Raw genomic sequence first — 22699 nt, 5'->3', positions numbered from 1 at the left:
CTCCGCTACGCTCTGTGGTGGCTACGCCACTTTATCCCAAAGCTCCACTGAATAAACAATACGCCATATGGCGGCGTTATATTACTTAATCATGTATAAATTTAATCTGACAGAAAATGGAATGGGTTCAATACAGATAGATGACTTTATGGAGTCTTTTGAGTCTGATCTTTCTTATTGGTCTAAAGAAATGTATGAAGCACATTGGCTTAAAGCTTCTGAAGAATTGAGTGCAGGTAATTCGGTATCATTTATTACTTCTATCACCGAACCAGACAGTTCAAACTTTATTCGCTCATGGTCATGCTATTCAATAGACGGTGAACTAATTTTTCAAGAGCGTTTGCTTTTTTTAGACGATTTAGAAACGCCATTTAATCTAAAAGAGCCTCATAAAAATATATATAGCTATGAATCGATAAACGAGGATGGTGATAAAATATCGGAATGGCGTACTCGTGTATAGCTAGAAATATAAGGAATTATATTTGGGCGACGAAGTCGCGCGACTTTATGGCGTTTCAGAGTCAGTGTTTGAAGGTATATATATCCCATCAAATAGATAACCTATGCCTTTCGATATAAGTCGTCTTGTTAAGCGTTAAGTAAGCCAATGTGAATGAGACGTTTGGGCGATAGCCCGATAAAGAGACCTTTTGATTACTTTTGTACTTTCCTGAATTAAACAGCGGACAAAAATTACCCGCTCAGCAGAGCGGAAAAAAGGTCGGGGATACAAAGCGTTTGAATGTAATCTAAATTCCGCGTTGCCCTAAAGGACGACCTACCTTAGAAAATGAAAGCTTCGCTTTCAGCGGCAATTTCTTTAAAACCAAGAGTCGCTGCTCTAATAATGCCCTACGTCCTTTGTTTTCCATCACTGCAATCCCTAAGAAGTCAGTTCGACGCGACGAAGTTGCGCGACTTTATGGAGTTTCAGAGTCATTAACGGAAAGACTTTCTCGAACAATAAGCTCAATTTATGCCTTACGATAAAAATCGTGTTGCTAGATATGAACTTAACCAAAATAAATGAGACGTTTGGGCGATAGCCCGACAAAAGATTTTTTGCTTTCCTTTAGACTGAAGTTTTGCATCGTTTGGCAAGAGTTACCCGCTCAGCTTTTCCCTGAATTAAAGTGCGGAATAAAAGGTCGGGAATACAAAGCGTTTGAATGGCGTCTAAATTCCGCGTCGGGCTAAAGCCGCGACCTACCTTAGAAAATGAAAGCTTCGCTTTCAACGGCACATTACGCTGCGCTCATGTCGCCCTACGTCTTTGTTTTCCATCACTGCAACCCTGAAGAAGTCAGTTCGACGCAACGAAGTTGCGCGACTTTATGGCGTTTCAGAGTCAGTTAAAAATATCCTTTCTAAAAACATCAACAACAATCTATGCCTTTCGAAAAAAATCGTTTTGCCAAACTGATAATAAACAAAGCGAATGAGACGTTTGGGCGATAGTCCGATAAAGCGATTTTTTGCTTTCCTTTAGACTGAAGTTTTGCATCGATTGGCAAAAGTTACACGCTCAGCAGAGCGGAAAAAAGCTTAGGAATTCAAAGCGTTTGAATGGAACCAAAGCTTGCAACCCCTCCCTAACCCTCCCCTTGGAAAACAAAAGGGGAGGGGAAAAAACTACATTGGCTCAAACACCGAGCCTAAGCTCGGAACAAACAACTTATTGTACATGCGGCTGGCGTAGTCGTCGGTCATGGAGGCCATGTAGTCGCAGATGATGCGAAGTCCGTTTTCTCCGCGTTCTTGGCTTTTTTGCCATTCCTTAGCGATTTCTCTTGGCAGTAGTCGGCTTGGGTCGGCGGAGTAGGCTTCGAACATTTCCAATAACATTTGCTGGCCTTTGTAGACGAGCATTTGCACTTCTGGGCGTTGGATGATGTGTTGCATTTCGAATTGTTTTAACAAGTTTAAGGCTTGTCGTTGGCCTTCTGGTAAGCCGACTTGGAAGCGTAATAGCGGATGTTCAAATTGTGTTTTTTCGATCACTCGACAAGAGGTAATGAACCAGCTAACTAGGCTGCCGATGGCTTCTTTGCGAAGGTGGCTTTGGCGGCTGAACAGTTGGGTGCGAATGTCGTTTAGGTTTTCGGCTAAAAAGGGAGAAGCCAAGGCGGCGAGTTTGGGTTCTAGGTGTTCTAGCCACATGTCTTTGGTGACCATACCGAGGACGATGGCGTCTTCTAGGTCGTGAACGCCGTAGGCTATATCGTCAGCGAGGTCCATGATGCTGGTGTCGAAGCTGGCGTGTTTGGCTTTGGCGTGGCCGTCTGGATCGGTTCGGTTTACTTCTTGTAATAAGCATTTGTCGGCTTGGCTAAAAGGCTCGATGATCCAATTTAGTAAGTCTTGCTCTTCTTGATAGACGCATTTTGGTGGCGCCCAGTTAGAGGCTTTGAATTGGCGGAAGTTAGCCGGCTTTTCAGGGTATTTGCCAACCACGCTAGCGTGTAAAACGGGGTATTTTAAAATTCCTAATAGCGTACGACGGGTGACGTCCATTCCATAGGTTGGTGAGTAAGAGCCGCGCTTGCCTAGGATTCTTAATGATTGTGCGTTGCCTTCAAAACCGCCATAAGTTTGCATCATGTAGTTAAGGGCAACTTCTCCGCCGTGGCCAAATGGCGGATGGCCGATGTCGTGACTCAGGCAAACGGTTTCAATTAAAGCATCGTCGGCGAGCCAAGGTTGAAAGTCGGCATCTGCAGGTGAGCTGAATTTAAGTTGGTGAACAATGCCGTTGCCAATTTGGGCGACTTCTAGAGAGTGTGTTAAGCGTGTACGGCTGTAGTCGTTTTGTCGAATGGCAAGGATTTGCGTTTTGGATTGTAAGCGACGAAACGCGGCGCTGTGGATGATTCTAGCTCGATCGCGTTGGTAAGGTGTGCGGTAATCGTTGTCGCGGGATTCTTGATGACCAGATTGTCTTTCGTGCCAAGGTAGCATTGTGTCTTGTGCGGTTGTCATGCTCTTAATCCACTTAGGTTAATAACTTTGAGTCTTTCACGAAAACACGATATAGGTCAATGTTCGTAAAATTAGCATTGGGCATAATGGAATTAACTATAAGGAATCTTTATGCTTAATACACAACATCTCATTACCTTTAAGGCGTTGGTTGAAACGGGTAGTTTTACCAAAACCGCCAAGCAGTTGGGATTAACTCAGCCTGCGGTTAGCCAACATATTCAAAAATTAGAACGAGAAATGGGCGAGCCTTTGTTGATTCGACACGGTCGAACGACGGACATGACACCAGCGGGAGAAGTTTTGCTGCAACACATAAAAGAGCTGGAAGCGTGTTATGAAGGCTTTATGGAATCATGGCATGGTTATCTTGAAAGAAAGTCGAATGGTATTGTTACTGCAATCAAAAGTGCCTGACATTATCAGGCACTTTTGATCTTTTAATAGAAAGAGGCGTTTATTGTTGAGCGGTTGGTATGATATTACCAATATGCAGGCCACATTCTTTGTGTTCAGATTCTTCCCACCACCAGCGACCTTCGCGTTCGTGCTGATTTGGTAGAATAGGGCGAGTACAAGGCTCGCAGCCTATGCTGGTAAAACCTTTCAAATGCAACTCATTGTAAGGTACATCAAACATCTTGATGTAGTTCCAAACGTCTTCAGAAGACCAATTTGCCAATGGATTGAATTTAAACAAATCTTTTTCATCTGTGCTAAATGCGCTGTCTTTTTCGGCAAAAGCTAAGACATTTCGTGTACCTGGGCTTTGGTCTTTGCGTTGTCCGGTTATCCATGCATCTACAGTGGCAAGCTTGCGTTTAAGTGGCTGTACTTTGCGGATTCCACAGCACTCTTTGTGACCGTCTTCAAAAAAACTAAACAAGCCTTTTTCGCGGGTGAAGTTTTCTAGAGCTTCACGGTCTGGGGAAAGAATGTCTATATTGATCTTGTAGTGTTTACGGACTTGTTCGATAAAACGATAGGTTTCTGCATGTAGACGACCAGTGTCCAGTGAAAATACCTGAATGTCTTTTTTGGCTTTGACAGCCATATCAATTAGAACAACATCTTCTGCACCGCTAAAAGAGATGGCAATGTTGTCGAATTCTTTCATCGCGTTGTGGATGATTTTTTGTGCTTCGTCTTCTTTGTTGTTGGCAATGAAAGACGCTAAATCAAATGCTGACATAGGATGATTTACCATGATCTAGGTTACGATAGCTGTACCATAACAATTTGCGGCGCCGAAAGAAAAGACGAAAGAACACTAACCTTATAATGCTTGACCTATATGGCGTGCTAGCGTTTGGTAAAGTCCATATAAAATGCCCGCAGTTACACCCCAAATACGAATGTCTTCGTAATCGATTTCAAAATAACCACGAGACGTTGTATCGAGCACTTTCTTTTTAAAGCGGTAATTTTGTGGTGTAAGCAAGTAACGTAATGGTACCCAATGGACGGATTTTACTTCTTCTTCACACAGGCTTAATTCACTTCTACGAGTCATTTCAGCGACGATGGGTTTGATGCAGTAACCCGAGATGGTGCAGTATTCGCCAAGTTCGCCCAATAGGTCGAAACAGTCCGGTGATAGGCCGACTTCTTCTAATGTTTCCCGCAAAGCTGTGTATTGGATGCTGGCATCATCTGGATCATGTTTGCCACCGGGAAAAGCAATTTGGCCTGGGTGGTTGCGCATGTGAAGGGCGCGTTGGGTGAGAAGTACATACAATTCGCCATTTTCTGGTTCTCGCCAAATAGGGATAAGCACGGCAGCAGATCGATAATTCAAATCATAACCGCTGGGGAACATTTCCTCGTCTGGGTTATGGATTTGTTGCGCGTAAGGTTCTCTGTCTAATGCAGCGCGAATATCATCCAAGCTCAGATCAATGGGAGGAGCATTTAAAAACTGCTCAATGTCAGACATGATACGGCCTATTTCAAAAAGTCTTGTTCTAGAGTATGGGTTAATTTGCCCACTTTGGTAAAGGTTTCTTGGTATTCTTCCTGACATTTTGAATCTGCGACCAGTCCACCGCCGGCCCAACAATGCAAGTTGCCATGGTCTGCAACCAATGTGCGGATAGTGATACTGGAATCCATTTGACCGTTGGCACTGAAGTAGGCAATCGAACCGCAATAGGCTGAGCGTTCATGAGGTTCTAGTTCATCGATAATTTCCATCGAGCGAATCTTAGGTGCGCCAGTAATGGAGCCGCCTGGAAAGCTTTGATGAAAAACACGAATCGCTTGATCCGCCTGATCAATTCGACCTTCTACAGTGGAAACCAAATGATGGACGTTGGCATAACTTTCTAAAGTAAAAAGTTTTGGCACCTTGATGCTGCCGGTTAAGCAGGTGCGGCCTAAGTCGTTGCGCAGCAAATCGACAATCATTAAGTTTTCAGCGCGATCTTTTTCTGATGCAAGTAACCAATCGGCGTTTGCCTTGTCTTCTTCTGGTGTTTTGCCGCGAGCTACCGTGCCTTTGATTGGTTTGGATTCGACTCGACCTTGATCACACAAGAGGAAGCGTTCAGGTGAATGACTTAGTAAACTTTGCTCTGGCGAAAATTCCATGTAAGCGGAAAACGGTGTCGGGCAAACATCTCTTAATGCGTGATACGCCGTGAATGTATCGCCTTGGTAACGAGTGGAAAAACGCTGTGCCAAATTGACCTGATAACAATCACCGGACTGAATGTAATCTTGAACCGCCGCAAATTTTTGCGCGTATGCTTCTTCTGTCATGTTCGAGGTAAAGGGCGCTTTTAAAGTAAAAGGCCGTGCTTCATTTAAATCATGTTTTACCAGCACATCATCACAGGCACTGGTAAAGCGATTGATTAGATCGGCAACGTCTTCGGAAAGACACCAAGGTGAAATAATCAATTGAGTGGTTTTTTTCTTGTGACAAGTCACCACTGCCCAGCCATAAAGCCCAATGCTTAAGGTGTCTAGTTGAATGTCGTGCTCTACCGTGTCTGGCAATTGCTCGACAAAGTGACCACTTTCGTAACCGTAATAACCTAGTAAGCCGCCAACGAATGGCAAATCTTTTGGGGCAGATTTCGCCCAAGGTTCTTGGCAAATAAGGCTCATTAATTCATTCAACAGGGTCATTGGGTTGTCAGTATTGCTTAGTTCATAAAGCGGTGTGCTGTACCAAGTGATAGGCTGGCTATTTTTAGTTGGATGAATACGGGCAAGTGGATTGGCTACTAAAATGTCGAAGTTGGTATCGGGGAAATGTTCGTGATTGCTGTCGAGTAGAGCAGGATAAGGTAAGTCTCGAACAGCAGAAAAGAAGGGCAGTAACGACGCCTGATAAGGGAGATTTACTTTTTTGATTTCTGACATTTATTTTAATACCTAGTAATATGAGAACTACGCTTATCAATACTTTGTTAAAAATAGAATTGATTTCGCTCGCAATATAGTGAACAAGGTCTCAATGTATTCGTTTTGCTGATCACAGCATTGTATTCTTTTAATAAGGGTCCTCACAGGTTAATTACAAGTGTCTGACATTTTTTTTCTTTCTTTACCCAATGCTCGTATTGCTTACCGCCTTTACGAAAACCCACAGGCAGAAAGTGATCGTGCTTGTCTGTTATTGCATGGCGCAGGTGTTGCCGGTGAAATTACGTATTCTCCTATGTTGCCGTATTTTACCCAGTGGCGTTGGATGCTGGTGCCCGATCTAAAAGGCATGGGCGATTCTTTTCATCATCATGGTGAAGAGGGCGCTGTGTCGATTGCTGAATTGACCGACGAAGTCGAAGCGTTATTAGCTCATGTTAAATGGAACGATTTTGATCTTGTTGCCTATTCTCTTGGTGGTTTGGTTGCGTTGAACTTAAATTATCAGCGTAGCTTGCAAGGCAAAAAGAAAGTCAAAATGGCTTTGTTGGAACCTGCGTCTTTGGATCGTGAAGATTTATCTACCTTGATGGATGTTCGTCAAAAGTATCGGCATGCGTCAAAATTGATTCGTGATACCGGCGATGTGGAATTGGGCGTAGCGAGTTTTATGGATGGCGTGTCACCGAATCGACGCAAACATCCGGTTGCGGAAGCCACCACACAATCTCGTCTTGCTCATAGACCGTTTGGTTTTGCTTATGCGCTTGATGCGGTAACAGATCATGTGGAAAGTATGGTGAGCAAGCCGCATATTCGTCAGGCGATGATTGATGCATCCGAACATGTATTCTTGTTCTCTGGTGAATTAAGTCATGAAGCCTTGCGCCAACACTATGATTTGTTGAGCGAACAGAACGCGGCGTGGCAACATAAAACCATGAGCGCGTGTGATCATTCATTGCCCTTTCAAAAACCTAGACAAATCGCCAATCATATTAATAATTGGTTTGCAGCGCACTAATATCAAATAAGCACTAAGATCAAATAAGCATTAAGATAAAACAAGCGTTACTAAAAAGGGCTGGAAGCCCGTTAAATTTATGATTTTCTAGAAAGAAAATGTAAAAGAAAAAACAGGAAAACAAGGAGGTTTTCAATGAGCCGTCAACACGGTTTTTCTCTGCTGGAACTACTCTGTGTTCTAGCCATCTTGAGCATTTTAGCTTATGCGGGTTCTGCGCAGTTTCTTAGCGTCAGTCAAAAAACCAAAGATAAAAACACCTTAAAAAATGAAATGAAGCGGCTAGCCGATGCGCTCACTCAAGCGCGTCAATTGGCAGTAATCAGCGGTCAAACGAGCTTCTTGTGCGGTGGCCAAAACTGCAACGGTGGTTGGTCTTCAGGGTTTACACTTTATCAAATCGAGCCTAATAGCGGTGCTGAAAAACACTATCGTCAGATCGTTTTTGATCCTTCCTTGGTGGTATCTTGGCGAGGATTTCCTACCCAGAAAAATCAAATCGAATTTCGATCTAACGGTTTGTCTGGTTATCAAAATGGCACCTTTGAATTCTGTTTGGGAGCATGGCAAGCGGACCTGATACTCAATCAAAGTGGTCGCTTTTATCTCACTGATCCAAAAGGCTCTTATTCTCAGGGAACGAATGGAGGGCAATGCGGATGAATAAATATCGCTTAATGCAGCGATTGTCTAAGCCAAGACAAAAGGGTTGGATCATGCTCGAAGTGATTCTGTGCTTGGCATTATTTGCCGTGGTGTTGCATCTTGTGCAGCGTCAGAGCGAAGTGCAATGGCAATCGGTTCAGCAAGCAGAAGTACAACGTAAACTTGATGAAAATCATCAAAAGCAAGCGGCTATGGTGCAGTTAGTTGGATCGCTTACTTGGCTTGATATGCCGAAAAATTTATCCAATGAAGCTTATCCAGACTGTCAAAAATGTACAGGCAATGAGCTTAAAAACTGGTTCTATGCATCACAGCATTTTCTGCCAGAATCGTCGGTATTGAGCCTGAGTGAAGAGGGTGAAAAATGAATCAACGACAGAATATCAAAGGCAGTTTGTTGATCGAATTGCTGGTAGCGTGTGGTTTGATCGCCTTGTTTTTACCCTTTTTAGTGATCGCTATTGCGCGTATGCAGGAGCGCCATCTTTTGGCGCAAACTTACCAAGACCAACAGACTATAAAAGCCGCGATTGATCAACATTTAAAGGCACAATGGGCGCGGCTATTGCCAGCTAGTTGTGCGATAGATGAGTCGTTATTTTTGATAATTGAATCTGGCATGTCACCGCCGATCCGTTTGGCGACACGGCGTATCGACAAAGCCTCAGATTGGGTAAAGGGTGTGGATTATGGTTTGTGTCGTAGCTCAGTCACGGTTCGAAAAAATCCCATGGAAACAACCATGTCTTGCCATTGGAAAGTGGGGGACAGAGCGACTTTTTCGTCTTGCGAATCCCACTACAACGGCCATATTTTTAGTGAGTCTTCGAGTAAAAGCCTGATTCAGCTAGACGATAATTCCGCTATTGGTCAGTCTGGTATTATTCAAAGCGAAGATGGTTTTTATTGGTATGTATCTGAAGGCAAAGACGGCTGGAACGCTTTATGGCGTACGCCAGAGGAAAGCGGTAATTCATTAGAGCTTTGGAATGGTCTTGAGCGCTTTGCTGTTTTCCCTTTGTTGGATGACAGCCAAGATGGTTTGGTAGATACACTGGACACCCAATATGGACGCTTTCCGTTAAAAAATCTACGCGGCTTATGGGTGGAATATCAGTATCGGTTGAGTGATTGCAAAGCCGATCGTGATGCAGAATTTCTACAGGAATACGCTTCTATGCGAGGCGAAAAATGGCATTATTATTCACCTTGTCAGGGCGTGGGTAATCAAATTATTGTGCTGTAATCTGCGTGTTTTTTGACTCTCATGGATGAGATGAAAATCTTAAGGAATAGAGAAAATGAATGGGTTATTGTTTCGTACACAACAAGGTTGGGTGTCTTTGCCAATTATTGCTTTACTACTGGCGATGTCTAGCTTGTCGATGCATTTTCAGGAAAGGCTCATGGCATCCTATAAATGGCGTGGGCAAGTGAATGAAGTGGAAGCGAATCAGCAAATTTGGACAGATTTTCAGCAAGCTTTAGTCGTGTCTCCAAGTTTCGCATCGGCAACAGCGAGCGCATGTGTTGGCTTTTGTGAGTTAAGCCAACGCTCAAAAGAAAATGGATGGCAAAAAGACGATCAATTTATCTATTATCGCTGGGAAAGTTACGAGTCTCTGCCAGATGAATCTGAAAATACGGATGTTTCCTACCGACTCTGCGCCACACAAAACCAGCAACAATATCGCTGCTGGTGGTGGCGAGAGAGTAGGTTGCTTGCAAACGGTTCAGTTAGTGTTTCTGGTTAAAAGCTTTCAAATGCTCTGCACTGCAAAATGGACGTGCTTCTTGGTCATGAATAGCATGTGAGCGTGGCGTGAAGGTTTTGCATTCTTCACAGCGAACCATACTTTCTTGTGACTCGTCCTTTTTAGAGGAATCCTGCTTTTTTGCTTCCGCCGGCGATTGACTGCGTTTAAAAGCGACAAATTGGCGGTATAACCACCAACCAATAAAGAAAATAGCAACAAAAACGATCAAACGTACGATCATATACTTTACCTAGCTTAGGTTATTCCAGACAATAACGGGCATATTCTAACAGAGTTCACGAGATAGCAACTGTATGACATTACGAATTGCAATGGCCCAGCTGGATATGCTGGTCGGCGACATTACAAAAAACACCCAATCTGTCATCGAAGCGGCAAATAAAGCCCGTGATGAAGAGCGTGCAGATGTAGTGGTTTTCCCAGAATTGACTTTAACGGGCTACCCACCAGAAGACTTACTGCTACGTTCTAGCTTGGATACACGTATTGAATCTGCCTTGGCGAAATTATTAGCCGAGATTCGTGATATCTATGTAGTGGTTGGTTATCCACGTCGTATTGATGGCGAACTATTTAATTGCGCTGGCGTGATTTACCAAGGTAAATTATTGGTAGAGTATGCCAAGCAGAAACTGCCTAACTTCCTAGTTTTTGATGACAAACGCTACTTTAGCGAAGGCCGCGAAGCGGGCCTTGTGGATATCAAAGGCGTAAAAGTTGGTTTAAGTATTTGTGAAGATATTTGGCATCCAGAGCCGATTGCCCAAGCTAAAGCGGCTGGTGCAGAACTGATTCTGAACCTAAATGCCTCGCCTTATCATATTGAAAAAATGGGCGAGCGCGAAGAGCTACTTCATCAGCGTGCGACAGAAGTGACCTTACCTATTGTCTATGTGAACTACATGGGCGCGCAGGACGAATTAGTCTACGAAGGCGGCTCTTTTGTGGTCAACGCTAAAGGCGAGAAAATCATGCAAGCGCCTTGGTTTGAAGCTGGTCTGTACAGCATTGACATGATTGTCGATGAAAGCCAGCCTAATAAGGTTGAGCCAGTCGCTGGTGTTATTGCTCCAGCGCTAGGAGTGGAGGCTAGCGTCTATCAAGCCATGGTGCTTGGTTTACGTGACTACATCACCAAGAACCGTTTCAAAGGTATTGTGCTGGGCTTGAGTGGCGGTATTGACTCAGCCTTGTCTCTGGCTGTCGCAGTAGATGCCATCGGCGCAGACCGCGTTCAAGCCATCATGATGCCTTATACTTACACCTCTTCCATCAGCTTGCACGATGCTGAAGAAGAGGCAAAACTGCTTGGTGTGAAATACAGTGTCTTACCCATTGAATCTATGGTGTCAGCTTTTACCGATGTGCTAGCGCCAGAGTTTGAAGGCTACGCCAAAGACACCACAGAAGAAAACCTACAAGCCCGTACTCGTGGCGTCACCCTAATGGCGATTTCTAACAAGAAAGGCTACATGGTATTAACCACAGGCAACAAAAGCGAAATGGCTGTTGGTTATGCCACTCTATATGGCGACATGGTCGGCGGTTATTCCGTCCTAAAAGACGTCTTCAAAACCTTGGTCTTCAAGCTTTGCCGCTACCGCAATACCTTAGGCTACGTCATCCCTGAGCGAGTCATCACTCGACCACCTTCAGCGGAATTGGCGCCAGATCAAAAAGACGAAGACTCTTTGCCAAGCTACGATATCCTCGATGAAATCTTACGCATGTACATCGAAGAAGACCAAAGTGCCGAAGCTATTCTCGCGACCAAGAAATTCGACCGAGAAACCGTGTATCGTGTGCTTCGCCTTGTCGACGTGAACGAATACAAACGTCGCCAATCTCCGACTGGTGTTCGTATTACCGCTCGTGGTTTTGGACGAGATCGTCGTTACCCGATTACCAATGGTTGGCACATCGGCGAGTAGCGCTTTTAAAAAAGCGTTCAAAACTTGTCCTTTTCTCGCTCTGCTGAGCGGGGCTTAGTTCCTTCCCCTTTTGCCTTCCAAGGGGAAGGTTAGGATGGGGTTGTTTCTTTGGGCTTAAAGTGTGTTTGTTACTTCTCAATAGCTTTGTATTCCCAACCTTTATTCCGCTCTTTAATTCAGGAAAAAGCTGAGCGGGTAACTTTTGCCAAACGACGCAAAAGTAACCAAAAGGTCTCTTAGTCGGGCTATCGCCCAAACGTCTCATTTGCTTTGTTTGATGTTGCGTTTAGCAAGACGATTTAAACCGTAAGGCATAGATTGTTTTTTCGGTTCGAGAGATTCTTTCTGTTAATGACCCTGAAACTCCATAAAGTCGCGCAACTTCGTCGCGTCGAACTGACTTAATAGTGAATTCAATAATAGGCACCAAAGAATGTAGGTCTGATGAGACGAGGCACGAGGCGTGATCTGACGCTGAAAGCGAAGCTTTCACATGTAGATCGCGCCTTTAGGCCGACAATCAGCTGATTATGACTGTATATACAGTTTATTTTTGTAATGATCCCTTTTTTGCGCGTTTAGCCATTTTAAATAATCTAGTTGTGCGCATTTTGTACTAGCAGGAAGAAAGAAAGTCTTTTAATATCAATGAATAAGAATATCCGCAACAGAAATAACGCGCTGTGGATAAAAGGAATAACACGCATGCTCGTTTTTACAGTTTTAGCTTTTGTTGGTATCTCTATTAATGGCTTTATAGTCAGTGACTTATAGTAATATTAAGAAGGTTTTAAATATGTGTAAACGCGCATGCGCATTAACAAAATGTTAGAAATACCAATCAAGTAAGGAGTATATAATTGGCAAGACAACCTTATTTACCACAGTATAAAGGTAAGTCTTCGGCTATGGGAGCCGATATCATAGAGCGTATGCCAGGTGTTGCTGAACTAGTTGGCAGAATAACTATCAACTGGACACAAGTAGATCTTCAGTTATCACTTACTATGGGAAGTTTACTTGGGGTTGAAAATAAAGCTTCTGTGGCTGTATTTTTATCATTGCGAAATAACAGGGCTAAAAGAGATGCATTGGAAGCAGCATCCAATGTTAGTTTAGATAAAAGCTTACAAGATATATTTAAAAAAATACTCAAGGTTCATAGCCTATTTGATCGCCAAAGAAATGATATGGTTCATGGTGTTTGGGGCATATCTGAAGCAACCCCTGATGGTATTATTTGGTCTTCGCTACAAGACCATGCAAATATGTTAATAACTGATTATCATATGGAAAAAACAGGGACTCTCACTGCAACATCAAGAAACGATAATATGTTAAAAGACTATTATGTTATCCGTTTAAAAGACATGGATAAGTTAAACTCGAATATAATTTTATTAGCTCGTTTAATTGGTAGTTTTCACTCTCACCTCAGGTATAAAGGTGAGATTGCAGGTGATAATGCTCTAAAATCTGTGTTAAGCAATCCACTTTTAAATGCAGAGTAGTTAAGGTATTTCTAACAAGTCGTTTAAAAGGACAAAAAACAGTTGGCTTTTGCTCCTTCGTCGCTAATTTTAGCCAACTATTTTATAGCCTCTTAACGAGGCGTTAGCACCTCGGTTCGCCCACCGATTTAGAGGTATAGGAAATAATGAGAATTAAGAAACTCCAGCTAAAAAATGGTTACAAGAGGTTCCATGAGCTGACAATCGACTTAGGAGATGACCCTAAACGTATTGTCGCGTTAGTTGGGCCTAACGGTTGTGGAAAAAGCAGTGTATTAGATGGGATGCTATTTCATAATAACGCACACAATCGCATTGGAGATAAAGGCAAAAAGAATCATGAATATCATTCGATGAACCAAACGCCGAACTATAATTATCAGAACGTAGATATTGAGTTTGTTGATGGTAACTACCGAAAAATCCGAGAGGAAAAAGCAAGTACTGGAAAAGAAAATACTATTTTTTCATTCCGTAGCCCTTATAGGTACAACAGTAATTTGAAGGTTACGCAATCAAAGGCTACAAACGAGATTAGATTGAATGGCTACGGAGCTTCTTCAGCATCTGATCTTGATGATAAGATGGAGGAAAATTATCGGCGCTTATATGTAAAATTCAATAAATATTTACATGAAACGGACTGCAAGCCCAGTGAGGCAAAAACTAAAATAATCGGTGATTTAAACTCTTCAATATCAAAATGCCTCGACTTAGAAATATGCAGCATTGGCGATATTGAAGCTTCACAAGGAACTCTTTACTTTCAAAAAAAAGATCACCCTAACAGGTTTGAGTTTAATGTTCTTTCATCCGGAGAAAAAGAAGTCGTTGATATCCTTCTGGATCTATATCTGAGAAAGGATGAGTATAGCGATACCGTATTTTTATTGGACGAACCAGAACTACATATTAATACATCAATACAAAAAAACCTTCTATTAGAAATTAATCGATTGGTCGGCGATGACTGCCAAATATGGATAACCACGCACAGTATCGGTTTTTTGAGGACGCTCCAGGAAGAGCTAAAGAACGATTGTCAGGTTATCCAGTTTAAAAGTGAATACGATTTAGCCTCCAAGCCATACACCTTGACACCAATGAAAAGCTCAAAGGCTAGCTGGAAAGATATTTTCTCCATAGCTCTTGATGATTTAGCTAATCTTGTCTGCCCTAGACGAATTATATACTGCGAAGGAAGAGATAGCCCTGGAAGGAATGGTACTGAAAGAGGCTTGGATGCAAATGTATTCAATAATGTATTTTCTGAGCAGCATCCTGATGCCCTATTTGTTTCTAGTGGTGGTAATACTGAGCTAGACCAAAGAAGTGATATTGCCATAGCGATCCTTAGCAAAGTATTTTCAGATTTAGATATCTTTGTCTTAAAAGACAGAGACATGGCTTCAGGAAGAGATACTACTGAGAATGATCGGCAAGTATATCTACAGAACAACCCCAATAACCATAGAGTACTTAGGAGATGGGAAATTGAAAACTATTTATACGACAAAGAAGTATTAGCTAGCTACTGCAATGGAAACAATTTGACATTTAATGAACAGGCATATGATCAATTTGTAACGGATATAGTAAATCAAAATCTTAAGGATGAAACTGGAAGAATTAAAAACTTCTGCGGTATTACTTCAAGTATTAACGCTGAAAAGTTTAAAATCACGCTCTCAGAATATCTCACTGAAAATATGGCTGCTTATCAGGATCTTGCTTCATGTGTATTCGAGCGCGGATAGCAAGTGTGCTAACAAGTCAAAGCACTCGGACGCAGCGAAGCTGCGCCGGTGTTTGAGGCGTTAGGCCACGAAAAGGATTTATCGTACTACATGGATAATTCGGACTTTGTTTATCATGCAAATCCTCATAGCTGGTTTTTAGTTGCGGACGACTTGCACTCGCAAGCAGAAAAGATAATGAACTCATACGGTACAGGTAGCCTTTCCAGAAAAGACTACCGTACCGGACAGATTGAGAACTGGGATAACACAAGCCGATTTGCATTTTTACTAGCATCATTTGCACTAGAAAATATCATCAAAGCTTTTCTTATTTATGAGCCCACAGATTGGATATCCAACGGTACTCTTTCAAGAAAGCTAAGAACTCATAACCTTAAATCTCTGGCTGAAAATTCCAGTCTCTTGCCATACAAAGAGAGAAGTTTAAAAATACTCAGTGAGTTCAACGAGGGCAATGAGTATTGGGCACGTTATCCTTGCGGCTTGAATAAAGATAGTACAGCAGACCCTTCGAAAATGACTGAAAAACTTTGGTCTCGATACAGGTGGTTAATAGGATCTTTTGCAAAAAGATTGGTCAACCTGTTGCGAAAGTATTGGAAAGGCCCCTATGGTTTTCATGGGAAATTCGAAATAGGTGGCCGTTTTTTGGGTGTTGATTTTGACAATCTGGCCTAGCAAACTGTTTAAAGTGGACAATATTATGTTGGCTCGGTTTCGCTCCGCTTCACATTTTAGCCAATATATTATTTGTCTCTTAACGAGGCGTTTTATATTTCAGCATAGTCAGGAGTCACCATGCCCGATTTGGCGGTTATAGGATCTGTTTTATCAAGCGTAAAAACTGCTGCAGATCTTGCGAAATTAATAAAGAATAGTGATATATCACTAAGTAAAGCTGAAACAAAGTTACAAATAGCAGAGCTTATAAGTGCACTAGCTGACGTAAAAATTGAATTAGCTGACGTACAGCAACTTCTAATTGATAAAGATGAAGAAATCAAAAGCGTTAAGAGTCAGCTTGAAACAAAGCAGTCATTAAAATATGACGGTGTTTTATATCGGGCTGACGGAGATGATGTACCTTTTTGTCCTGTTTGCTTTGAGAAAGACAATTCAACTTTTCATCTTAGTTTTTATAAAGATGATGAGTATGGTTATGACAAACACTATTGTCGGGTATGCACAAACGATTTTTACAAGAAAAGAAATATATAACAAGTTACTCAAACGGACGCTAAACAGTTGGCTAGTGCTCGTTCCTCGCAATTTTAGCCAACAATTTCGCGCCGCTTAGTAAGTCGCTATATGAAAAGGAGAGTTTAGTGTTCGTAGTATCTCTAACCTACAAAGTAGAATTATCAGAAGTAGATAAACACATAAATGAGCATATTACGTATCTAGAAAAGTATTACGGGCAGGGGAATTTTATCGCTTCCGGCCGCAAAGTCCCAAGAACCGGAGGAGTGATACTTGCTCATGCAGAAAGTCGGGAAAAACTGAATGCTATATTGCAAGAAGATCCTTTTTACAAGGCTGATGTTGCAAGTTACGAAGTGACCGAGTTTGTTCCAAGTAAGGTAGGGCAAGATTTTGAATTGCTGGCAAAGCTCATATAACAATCAGCTGCTGCCGGACAGTCAAAGCTCCAGCCCAAAGCTGTCTCCTCTTTTGCCTACCACAGAGACAGGCGTTAGCATCAGCTCACGGAAATGGATGTCTATCGGATTGTCCTGATAGAGTTATGGACAAGTTAGGCACTTTAATTATGAATCTTACTAAAGGAAGTAAAGTGGTAGTTGTATTAGCGGTGCTTTCTATAGTGTTGTTTTTATACATGCTTTATTTTCGTGCTTTCATATATGCGGACATGTATATCGCTCCAGATGAACCCTACGGGATATCAGACATCATTGAGCTTTTGCTTGGCTCGGTGTTTATTCTATTATCACTCGTTTCGGGTGTTGTCTCTTTAGCTTTATTTATTCGTGGTGCAACACAATCCAAAGTTTGGGCTGTCGGTCTAGTTGTGACTCATGCAATTATGTATTTATCGTTTGTTTCAATGCATGCTCTGGCAGCAAGCTATGGTTCAGCGTAAGAAGATTAGCCAGCTTTGTCCCAGTAAAAAGTAGCGGTTGGCTTCGTTTCGCGTCGTCCTAAAGGCGCGACTTACAAAATGAAAGCTTCGCTTTCAGCGTCAGATCACGCCTCGTTCCTCGTCTAATCAGACCTACGTTCTTTGGTTTTCCAGCATCGGGTTTCCAAAGCTGTCCCTTCGACGCAATCCCGATTGCGCGACTTTATGGAGTTTCAGAGTCATTGTTTGACGGTCTATCTCCCACCAAATAAACAATCCATGCCTTACGATATAAATCGTCTTGCTAAACGTATCCTGAAACAAAGCAAATTAGACGTTTGGGCGAAAGCCCGGCAAAGAGACCTTTTGGTTACTTTTGCGTCGTTTGGCAAAAGTTACCCGCTCAGCAGAGCGGAATAAAGGTCGGGAATACAAAGTCATTGAGAAGAAACAAATATACCTGAAGAGCCAAAGAACAACCCCATCCTCCGCCTTCCCCTTGGAAACAAAAGGGGAAGGGACCTTAGCCCCGTTCAACAGAGCGGAATAAAGGCGCGACTTACAAGATGAAAGCTTCGCTTTCAGCGTCAGATTACGCCTCGTTCCTCGTCTCATCAGACCTACGGTCTTTGGTTCCCAAAAGGGTAGGACTGAATGTAATAACCCCTTAATACCTTTTCTCTTTCTCTAGCTGTTACAACATAGGACGTTTTAAACAATACAGGAGAAGGTGTCATGTCGAATAAAAAAATCTTAATGATCACGGGTGATTTTACGGAAGATTACGAAACTATGGTGCCGTTTCAGGCGTTGATGAGTGTCGGTCATACGGTGCATGCTGTGTGTCCAGATAAGAAGTCTGGCGATACGGTGGCGACGGCGATTCATGATTTTGAAGGTGATCAAACCTATACGGAAAAGCCGGGGCACCGTTTTGCGTTGAATGCGACCTTTGCTGATATCAAGGTTGAAGATTACGATGCTTTGGTGATTCCAGGTGGTCGAGCGCCTGAGTATCTTCGTTTGAATAAAGCCGTGGTTGCTATGGTAAAGCATTTCTTTGATAGCAATAAGCCGGTGGCGGCGGTGTGTCATGGTGCGCAGTTGCTTGCGGCTGCTGGAGTGTTGGAAGGCAGGAAGTGTTCTGCTTATCCTGCGTGTCAGCCCGAAGTGGAGCTTGCGAAAGGGGAATTTATGGATATTCCCGTGGATCAAGCGGTGACGGACGGTAATTTGGTTACAGCACCAGCATGGCCAGCTCATCCAGCTTGGCTTGCTCAGTTTTATGTTTTGCTAGATAAATAACAAGCTGAGAGTTGATGAGTCTATTAGGGCGAATTTGATTTTGTCATGAGACAGTAAAAGTTAAATTCGTCCGACTATTTTTTCGCATCTTCGGCTAGACTGTTTGCATTGAGTCATTTCATTCCAATAATAAAAAAAGTCATTTAGTAGGGAAAATACAATGTGTAAGCTCTTTGTGAATTCAGATCCTAGCCTATGGGAAAATGTCACTCGTTCTTTGCGTATTGATGGCATGGTCACCAGTATTCGATTAGAAAGTTTCTTTTGGTTTACTCTGGAAGAGATAGCTCAAAGAGACAAGTTGTCTCTGTCGCAGATGATCGCCAAGCTCAATCATGAAGCCTTGGATGCCGGTCATAACTTGGATAATTTCACGTCTTTTTTACGAGTTTGTGCGATGCGCTATTTGCATCTGCAAACCATTGGGATGTTGCCGCATTCCCATGAAGTGAGCATCGCGTCTCTTAATACAGATCGTATTCTTGAACAGGAGAAATGCTATCTAGAGACGCATCAGTGATCCTTTATCAGTAACCATTTATTGGTCGCTATTTCTGTCCCAGCATTTTTAGTAGTGTTCCGTCTTTTAATACGTATTGATGGAACAAAGCTGCTGCGGCATGCAGTAACACCATCGACATCATGATATTCATGGCGATTTCGTGTACATCTCCCATGATGTGAATGCCTATGTACCAAGCTGTCGCGCCAAAAACGGGCACTAAGAACATTAGTAGATATAAGAATTCATGGACTATGCGAGAGACTCGATCAAGTAAGCTTGCTGAGGCTGTTTTGGTTTTTTTAGACATCAAGCGTACGATGATACGTAGTACAACCAAAGCAATAACAGCCAAGCCAACATATACGTGTAGTGATGCCACTAAGTTGTAGCCTGTGTTGCTGTCGTCTAGGTGTTGGCGAAAAGCGCGTCCCATTCCATCGCTGACGAAATAATTGAAAATAATCAAAGCCGCAATAGCCCAATGTAATACGATTTGGGCTGTGTTGTAGGATCGTTCTTGGTTTTGCATTTACATCTCCATAGATAACCGATTGAGGTGGTGCCGCTGCTTTTACCAATCAATTCTAGCGAAGCAAGATTAAGACTTTCTTAACAGTTATACGATTATGGATATATTTCTGGTTTTCTGGCTATCTCTCCTAAAATGCACGCGGCGTTTCCTATATAATGAGCGCCATCTCGTTGTTGACGATTCATTCAGTTTAGGCTTTTTCTCAGCAAGAAAAGCTTTTTATTAGGTAAAACGGCACTTTATGTTTAACGCTTCATCTACTCGTTTAAATAAATACATCAGCGAAAGCGGTATCTGCTCTCGAAGAGACGCTGACCGCTTTATTGAACAAGGTAATGTGTTCATCAATGGCAAGCGCGCTTCGGTGGGTGATCAAGTGGTTGCCGGTGATACGGTGAGAGTGAACGGGCAGATTATTGAGCCACAAGACGCAGATGATTTTGTTTTTATCGTGTTAAACAAGCCAGTTGGTATTGTGAGTACAACAGAGAGCTCCGAGAAAAATAATATTGTTGATTTTGTTAGTCATGGGGTACGTATTTTTCCTATTGGTCGTTTGGACAAAGACTCTCAGGGTTTGATCTTTTTGACCAACAATGGCGATCTGGTTAATAAGGTCTTGCGAGCGGGCAATAATCACGAGAAAGAGTATTTGGTGACGGTGAATAAGCCCATTACGGATGATTTTATTGCGGGTTTGGCGGGCGGTGTGCCGATTTTGGGGACGATGACGAAGAAGTGCCCAGTTACTAAGGTTGCGCCCAATATGTTTAACATCACGTTAGTACAAGGTTTGAATCGTCAGATTCGCCGTATGTGCGAGCATTTTGGCTATGAAGTCATGAAGCTTGAACGTACGCGGATTATGAACGTGAGCCTAAAAGGCATTCCTGTTGGTGAGTGGCGAGATTTAACACAGAAAGAATTGTCTGTGTTGCTTAAGTCTATTGAAGATTCTTCTTCAGAAGCCAGTGCGCCAGCGAAGAAATCTCGCAATGCGACGCGAAAAAACACTCGTAGTGATGGTGCTTCAAAACCGAGAACATCCTCAAAACCAAAAGCGCCGTCTAAACCAACGGGAGCGACAAAAGGAAATACCAAACACCCTAAAGATGATTCTAGAAAACCTGCTGGTTCGAAGGGAAAGGATCGTCGACCTTTTGGTGATGGTAAGAAGCCTGCGGGCAACGGCGCTGGTGGTGGTAAACGACCAAATGGCAAATCGGGTGGATCGCCAAAAGGTAGTGGTAAACCTTCTGCCAATGGTAAGCGTCCATCAGCGGGCAGAGGCTCGCAAAAGTCCTCGCGTCCATAGTGATTGGTAATAAAAAAAGCCCTAATAATATTAGGGCTTAGATGACTCGAATTTAACGCCACCATGATATTATGGTGGCTAGCTGGAGGGATTAATTACCTAATACATTGGTTGGAGATTTTTTGGTCACCTTCGCTGCTTTCTTTTCTTTTGCCGTTAAAAGCGGTTTCTTTTTTGTCTCTTTTTTACTGTTTTGACCCTTGCTCATGATATTCACCATTAGTCATCACTGCATAACCTTTGTTGGTTCTCACCAACGTAAGGACTGTTGCTGCACACGGCTGTAGACGCCGTGAAAGTTGTTTTGCAGCCACTTGAGTATGTGCTTATTGCAGAGCAAGTAAAGGGATACTTGAGACGAAAATAGTATTTTTTTTGTCGCTCCATTTTGCTTGTTTGGTGTTCAAAAAAGTTATTATTGAGGAGCTATTGTAAGTTTGAAGCAGTCGTTTTTATTTTGTTTATAATGAGCGACAAACGGGCAAAGATGTATGGCTTTTTCTGTTTTTTAGCGTTTATCTTTTTTACTTTCGTGTATGTTGTTGAGAACAGAGTATGAACCCTATTGCGTTGAGTGTTTCCCTGCTTATTTGTAGCAATATTTTTATGACCTTTGCTTGGTATGCGCATTTGAAAGAGTTGAACAATAAGCCATGGATTATTGCGGCTCTGATTAGTTGGGGGATCGCTTTGTTTGAATATTTGTTGCAGGTTCCAGCCAATCGTATTGGCTATACTGCGCTGAATGTTGGACAGTTAAAAATTATGCAGGAAGTGATAACCCTGATGATTTTTGTACCGTTTTCAGTTTATTACTTAAAAGAGCCTTTGAAGCTCGATTACCTTTGGGCTGGCTTATGTTTAGTTGGTGCCGTTTATTTTGCATTTCGCAGTAAGTTTAGCGTGTAGTAGAAATTGTATTTAAGGATGGTTATGTACACAGACGAAGATTTAAATTTAGCAGTCAAGAAGGGTGTCTTTTCTGCCACGTCGGTGGAGGAATTTCGCCATCTTATGTCATTATCAAATGACTCTTCAGCGGTGGATGAAGAAAACTTTCGTTTAGTTGGCGGTTTTAACGATATTTTTATCGTGATTGCTTGCGCTTTATTGTTGTTTTCATCGCTTTGGGTGCTGATGTCGATTAACGACAGCTTGGGATATTTTGTGTTTGCTACTCTGTCTTGGGGGCTGGCTGAAATCTTTGTGAAGCGACGAAAAATGGCGTTGCCAGCCATTATGTTATTGCTGGCATTTGTTGGTGGCGTTTTTGGCTTAGCTAGTTCTCTATTTGGTGCAGAGTCTAGTTATGCGGTGATTTTTGCAACAGCGCTTTCAACACTGGCTGCCTATTTTCATTGGCGTCGCTTTAGTGTACCTATTACCGTTGCTGTTGGAACAGGAACTGGGTTGGCGTTATTAGGCTCTACTGTGCTGAGTGTTTTTCCTGATAGTGCAGGGCTTATTATGGTGACCTTGTTTATGTGCGGGTGTGTGGCATTTACCTTTGCTATGTATTGGGATGCGGGCGATACGAGCCGTACAACACGTAAGTCGGATGTGGCATTTTGGCTGCATTTGTTGTCAGCGCCTTTGATTATCCATCCTATTTTTTCAAGCCTTGGGGTGCTGGATGGTAATGAAAGCTTGGGTAATATGTTATTGATTGTTCTCCTGTATTTATTGATGACGATGGTGTCTATCTCGATAGATCGTCGTGCCTTTATGGTGTCGTCGTTGGTGTATGTGATTTACGCGTTGACGAGTCTGGTTGAAAATTACGGTGGTGTTGGTTATAGCTTTGCGATTACAGGAATTGTGATGGGGGCCTCTTTGCTATTGTTATCTATTTATTGGCATACAGTTCGATCCGTCTTTGTACAAAGGTTACCTGAGCGTATACAAGGGTATCTTCCTGTTATTAAAAAGGTATAG

The 22699-nt window shown here is 42.5% G+C and carries 25 protein-coding genes; 19 read left to right on the top strand and 6 right to left on the bottom strand.

What is annotated here, in order from left to right; all coding sequences use genetic code 11:
* The first annotated feature begins 121 nt into the window (after window positions 1-121).
* Window positions 122-466, top strand: a complete 345-nt coding sequence (locus CYL31_RS14265; RefSeq protein ID WP_212915861.1) for a hypothetical protein — start codon at window positions 122-124, stop codon at window positions 464-466.
* Window positions 467-1638: 1172 nt separating this feature from the next.
* Here CYL31_RS14265 and CYL31_RS14260 read toward each other — a convergent pair.
* Window positions 1639-2985, bottom strand: coding sequence for an anti-phage deoxyguanosine triphosphatase (locus CYL31_RS14260; RefSeq protein ID WP_212915860.1), 1347 nt, complete (start codon window positions 2983-2985; stop codon window positions 1639-1641).
* Between the two features lie 111 nt (window positions 2986-3096).
* Between CYL31_RS14260 and CYL31_RS14255 the strand changes: the two genes are divergently transcribed.
* A complete protein-coding gene (locus tag CYL31_RS14255) occupies window positions 3097-3402 on the top strand; it encodes a LysR family transcriptional regulator (RefSeq protein ID WP_212915859.1) in 306 nt (101 codons plus the stop codon).
* A gap of 40 nt (window positions 3403-3442) precedes the next feature.
* Here the strand turns inward: CYL31_RS14255 and CYL31_RS14250 are convergent, their stop codons facing one another.
* The 3 genes from CYL31_RS14250 to pabB all read right to left on the bottom strand — a co-directional run bounded on the left by CYL31_RS14250 (window position 3443) and on the right by pabB (window position 6354).
* A complete protein-coding gene (locus CYL31_RS14250; RefSeq protein ID WP_212915858.1) occupies window positions 3443-4177 on the bottom strand; it encodes a phosphoadenylyl-sulfate reductase in 735 nt (244 codons plus the stop codon).
* 84 nt (window positions 4178-4261) lie between these two features.
* A complete protein-coding gene (locus CYL31_RS14245) occupies window positions 4262-4921 on the bottom strand; it encodes an NUDIX hydrolase (RefSeq protein WP_212915857.1) in 660 nt (219 codons plus the stop codon).
* An 8-nt stretch (window positions 4922-4929) separates the two neighbouring features.
* Window positions 4930-6354, bottom strand: a complete 1425-nt coding sequence (gene pabB, locus CYL31_RS14240; protein WP_212915856.1) for an aminodeoxychorismate synthase component I — start codon at window positions 6352-6354, stop codon at window positions 4930-4932.
* 160 nt (window positions 6355-6514) lie between these two features.
* Between pabB and CYL31_RS14235 the strand changes: the two genes are divergently transcribed.
* From CYL31_RS14235 to CYL31_RS14215, 5 genes are all read left to right on the top strand, one after another.
* Window positions 6515-7381 (top strand): alpha/beta fold hydrolase, encoded by an 867-nt coding sequence (locus tag CYL31_RS14235; protein ID WP_212915855.1) that lies wholly within the window; start codon window positions 6515-6517, stop codon window positions 7379-7381.
* Between the two features lie 135 nt (window positions 7382-7516).
* Window positions 7517-8044: a GspH/FimT family pseudopilin gene (locus tag CYL31_RS14230; RefSeq protein WP_212915854.1), complete on the top strand. Its 528-nt coding sequence runs from the start codon at window positions 7517-7519 to the stop codon at window positions 8042-8044.
* A complete protein-coding gene (locus CYL31_RS14225; protein ID WP_212915853.1) occupies window positions 8041-8415 on the top strand; it encodes a hypothetical protein in 375 nt (124 codons plus the stop codon). The genes CYL31_RS14230 and CYL31_RS14225 overlap by 4 nt, the downstream gene beginning before the upstream one ends.
* Entirely contained in the window at window positions 8412-9293 is an 882-nt protein-coding gene (locus CYL31_RS14220) for a type II secretion system protein (RefSeq protein ID WP_212915852.1), read from the top strand. Before CYL31_RS14225 ends, CYL31_RS14220 begins: the two co-directional genes overlap by 4 nt.
* 55 nt (window positions 9294-9348) lie before the next feature.
* The gene (locus CYL31_RS14215) at window positions 9349-9801 is read left to right on the top strand and encodes a hypothetical protein (RefSeq protein ID WP_212915851.1); all 453 of its coding nucleotides are present in this window, start codon (window positions 9349-9351) and stop codon (window positions 9799-9801) included.
* On the opposite strand, the gene CYL31_RS14210 is transcribed toward CYL31_RS14215, so the two are convergent.
* Complete coding sequence (locus CYL31_RS14210; protein WP_012070646.1) at window positions 9785-10045, bottom strand: PP0621 family protein; 261 nt, start codon at window positions 10043-10045, stop codon at window positions 9785-9787. The two genes, CYL31_RS14215 and CYL31_RS14210, sit on opposite strands and share 17 nt — an antisense overlap.
* A gap of 73 nt (window positions 10046-10118) precedes the next feature.
* Between CYL31_RS14210 and CYL31_RS14205 the strand changes: the two genes are divergently transcribed.
* The 9 genes from CYL31_RS14205 to CYL31_RS14165 all read left to right on the top strand — a co-directional run bounded on the left by CYL31_RS14205 (window position 10119) and on the right by CYL31_RS14165 (window position 18932).
* Window positions 10119-11756, top strand: a complete 1638-nt coding sequence (locus CYL31_RS14205; protein ID WP_212915850.1) for an NAD+ synthase — start codon at window positions 10119-10121, stop codon at window positions 11754-11756.
* Window positions 11757-12616: 860 nt separating this feature from the next.
* Window positions 12617-13267 (top strand): hypothetical protein, encoded by a 651-nt coding sequence (locus tag CYL31_RS14200; RefSeq protein WP_212915849.1) that lies wholly within the window; start codon window positions 12617-12619, stop codon window positions 13265-13267.
* Window positions 13268-13413: 146 nt separating this feature from the next.
* Complete coding sequence (locus CYL31_RS14195) at window positions 13414-15024, top strand: AAA family ATPase (protein ID WP_212915848.1); 1611 nt, start codon at window positions 13414-13416, stop codon at window positions 15022-15024.
* 90 nt (window positions 15025-15114) lie between these two features.
* The gene (locus tag CYL31_RS14190) at window positions 15115-15705 is read left to right on the top strand and encodes a hypothetical protein (RefSeq protein ID WP_212915847.1); all 591 of its coding nucleotides are present in this window, start codon (window positions 15115-15117) and stop codon (window positions 15703-15705) included.
* Between the two features lie 120 nt (window positions 15706-15825).
* Window positions 15826-16245, top strand: coding sequence for an FYVE zinc finger domain-containing protein (locus CYL31_RS14185; RefSeq protein WP_212915846.1), 420 nt, complete (start codon window positions 15826-15828; stop codon window positions 16243-16245).
* A gap of 107 nt (window positions 16246-16352) precedes the next feature.
* Complete coding sequence (locus CYL31_RS14180) at window positions 16353-16646, top strand: YciI family protein (protein WP_212915845.1); 294 nt, start codon at window positions 16353-16355, stop codon at window positions 16644-16646.
* 149 nt (window positions 16647-16795) lie between these two features.
* Window positions 16796-17128 carry a hypothetical protein gene (locus tag CYL31_RS14175; RefSeq protein ID WP_212915844.1) on the top strand — a complete coding sequence of 111 codons (333 nt, stop codon included), beginning with the start codon at window positions 16796-16798 and terminating at the stop codon, window positions 17126-17128.
* A gap of 714 nt (window positions 17129-17842) precedes the next feature.
* A complete protein-coding gene (locus CYL31_RS14170) occupies window positions 17843-18412 on the top strand; it encodes a DJ-1/PfpI family protein (RefSeq protein WP_205115016.1) in 570 nt (189 codons plus the stop codon).
* A gap of 160 nt (window positions 18413-18572) precedes the next feature.
* Window positions 18573-18932, top strand: coding sequence for a ribbon-helix-helix domain-containing protein (locus tag CYL31_RS14165; RefSeq protein WP_212915843.1), 360 nt, complete (start codon window positions 18573-18575; stop codon window positions 18930-18932).
* A gap of 28 nt (window positions 18933-18960) precedes the next feature.
* On the opposite strand, the gene CYL31_RS14160 is transcribed toward CYL31_RS14165, so the two are convergent.
* On the bottom strand, window positions 18961-19446 hold the full coding sequence (locus CYL31_RS14160) for a cytochrome b (RefSeq protein ID WP_212915842.1): 486 nt from the start codon (window positions 19444-19446) through the stop codon (window positions 18961-18963).
* Between the two features lie 244 nt (window positions 19447-19690).
* On the opposite strand from CYL31_RS14160, the gene rluF reads away from it, so the two are divergent.
* The 3 genes from rluF to CYL31_RS14145 all read left to right on the top strand — a co-directional run bounded on the left by rluF (window position 19691) and on the right by CYL31_RS14145 (window position 22699).
* Window positions 19691-20764 carry a 23S rRNA pseudouridine(2604) synthase RluF gene (rluF, locus tag CYL31_RS14155; protein ID WP_212915841.1) on the top strand — a complete coding sequence of 358 codons (1074 nt, stop codon included), beginning with the start codon at window positions 19691-19693 and terminating at the stop codon, window positions 20762-20764.
* A 555-nt stretch (window positions 20765-21319) separates the two neighbouring features.
* Window positions 21320-21673 (top strand): DMT family protein, encoded by a 354-nt coding sequence (locus CYL31_RS14150; protein WP_212915840.1) that lies wholly within the window; start codon window positions 21320-21322, stop codon window positions 21671-21673.
* A gap of 24 nt (window positions 21674-21697) precedes the next feature.
* Entirely contained in the window at window positions 21698-22699 is a 1002-nt protein-coding gene (locus CYL31_RS14145; RefSeq protein WP_212915839.1) for a hypothetical protein, read from the top strand.

Origin of the sequence: Marinomonas sp. A3A (assembly GCF_018336955.1) — a bacterium.
GTDB lineage: Bacteria > Pseudomonadota > Gammaproteobacteria > Pseudomonadales > Marinomonadaceae > Marinomonas > Marinomonas lutimaris.
The sequence above is the reverse complement of the archived record's forward strand: the minus strand, read 5'-3'. Positions and strand labels throughout refer to the sequence as shown.

Bases quoted from the DNA above. Each gene is read 5' to 3' on its own strand.
- CYL31_RS14205 (WP_212915850.1), top strand. From the start codon at position 10,119: ATGACATTACGAATTGCAATGGCCCAGCTGGATATGCTGGTCGGCGAC.
- CYL31_RS14250 (WP_212915858.1), bottom strand. From the start codon at position 4,177: ATGTCAGCATTTGATTTAGCGTCTTTCATTGCCAACAACAAAGAAGAC.
- CYL31_RS14175 (WP_212915844.1), top strand. From the start codon at position 16,796: ATGAATCTTACTAAAGGAAGTAAAGTGGTAGTTGTATTAGCGGTGCTT.
- CYL31_RS14215 (WP_212915851.1), top strand. From the start codon at position 9,349: ATGAATGGGTTATTGTTTCGTACACAACAAGGTTGGGTGTCTTTGCCA.
- CYL31_RS14185 (WP_212915846.1), top strand. From the start codon at position 15,826: ATGCCCGATTTGGCGGTTATAGGATCTGTTTTATCAAGCGTAAAAACT.
- CYL31_RS14165 (WP_212915843.1), top strand. From the start codon at position 18,573: ATGTGTAAGCTCTTTGTGAATTCAGATCCTAGCCTATGGGAAAATGTC.
- CYL31_RS14225 (WP_212915853.1), top strand. From the start codon at position 8,041: ATGAATAAATATCGCTTAATGCAGCGATTGTCTAAGCCAAGACAAAAG.
- CYL31_RS14170 (WP_205115016.1), top strand. From the start codon at position 17,843: ATGTCGAATAAAAAAATCTTAATGATCACGGGTGATTTTACGGAAGAT.
- CYL31_RS14160 (WP_212915842.1), bottom strand. From the start codon at position 19,446: ATGCAAAACCAAGAACGATCCTACAACACAGCCCAAATCGTATTACAT.
- CYL31_RS14260 (WP_212915860.1), bottom strand. From the start codon at position 2,985: ATGACAACCGCACAAGACACAATGCTACCTTGGCACGAAAGACAATCT.
- CYL31_RS14150 (WP_212915840.1), top strand. From the start codon at position 21,320: ATGAACCCTATTGCGTTGAGTGTTTCCCTGCTTATTTGTAGCAATATT.
- pabB (WP_212915856.1), bottom strand. From the start codon at position 6,354: ATGTCAGAAATCAAAAAAGTAAATCTCCCTTATCAGGCGTCGTTACTG.
- CYL31_RS14145 (WP_212915839.1), top strand. From the start codon at position 21,698: ATGTACACAGACGAAGATTTAAATTTAGCAGTCAAGAAGGGTGTCTTT.
- CYL31_RS14195 (WP_212915848.1), top strand. From the start codon at position 13,414: ATGAGAATTAAGAAACTCCAGCTAAAAAATGGTTACAAGAGGTTCCAT.
- rluF (WP_212915841.1), top strand. From the start codon at position 19,691: ATGTTTAACGCTTCATCTACTCGTTTAAATAAATACATCAGCGAAAGC.
- CYL31_RS14220 (WP_212915852.1), top strand. From the start codon at position 8,412: ATGAATCAACGACAGAATATCAAAGGCAGTTTGTTGATCGAATTGCTG.
- CYL31_RS14245 (WP_212915857.1), bottom strand. From the start codon at position 4,921: ATGTCTGACATTGAGCAGTTTTTAAATGCTCCTCCCATTGATCTGAGC.
- CYL31_RS14190 (WP_212915847.1), top strand. From the start codon at position 15,115: ATGGATAATTCGGACTTTGTTTATCATGCAAATCCTCATAGCTGGTTT.
- CYL31_RS14265 (WP_212915861.1), top strand. From the start codon at position 122: ATGGGTTCAATACAGATAGATGACTTTATGGAGTCTTTTGAGTCTGAT.
- CYL31_RS14255 (WP_212915859.1), top strand. From the start codon at position 3,097: ATGCTTAATACACAACATCTCATTACCTTTAAGGCGTTGGTTGAAACG.
- CYL31_RS14230 (WP_212915854.1), top strand. From the start codon at position 7,517: ATGAGCCGTCAACACGGTTTTTCTCTGCTGGAACTACTCTGTGTTCTA.
- CYL31_RS14210 (WP_012070646.1), bottom strand. From the start codon at position 10,045: ATGATCGTACGTTTGATCGTTTTTGTTGCTATTTTCTTTATTGGTTGG.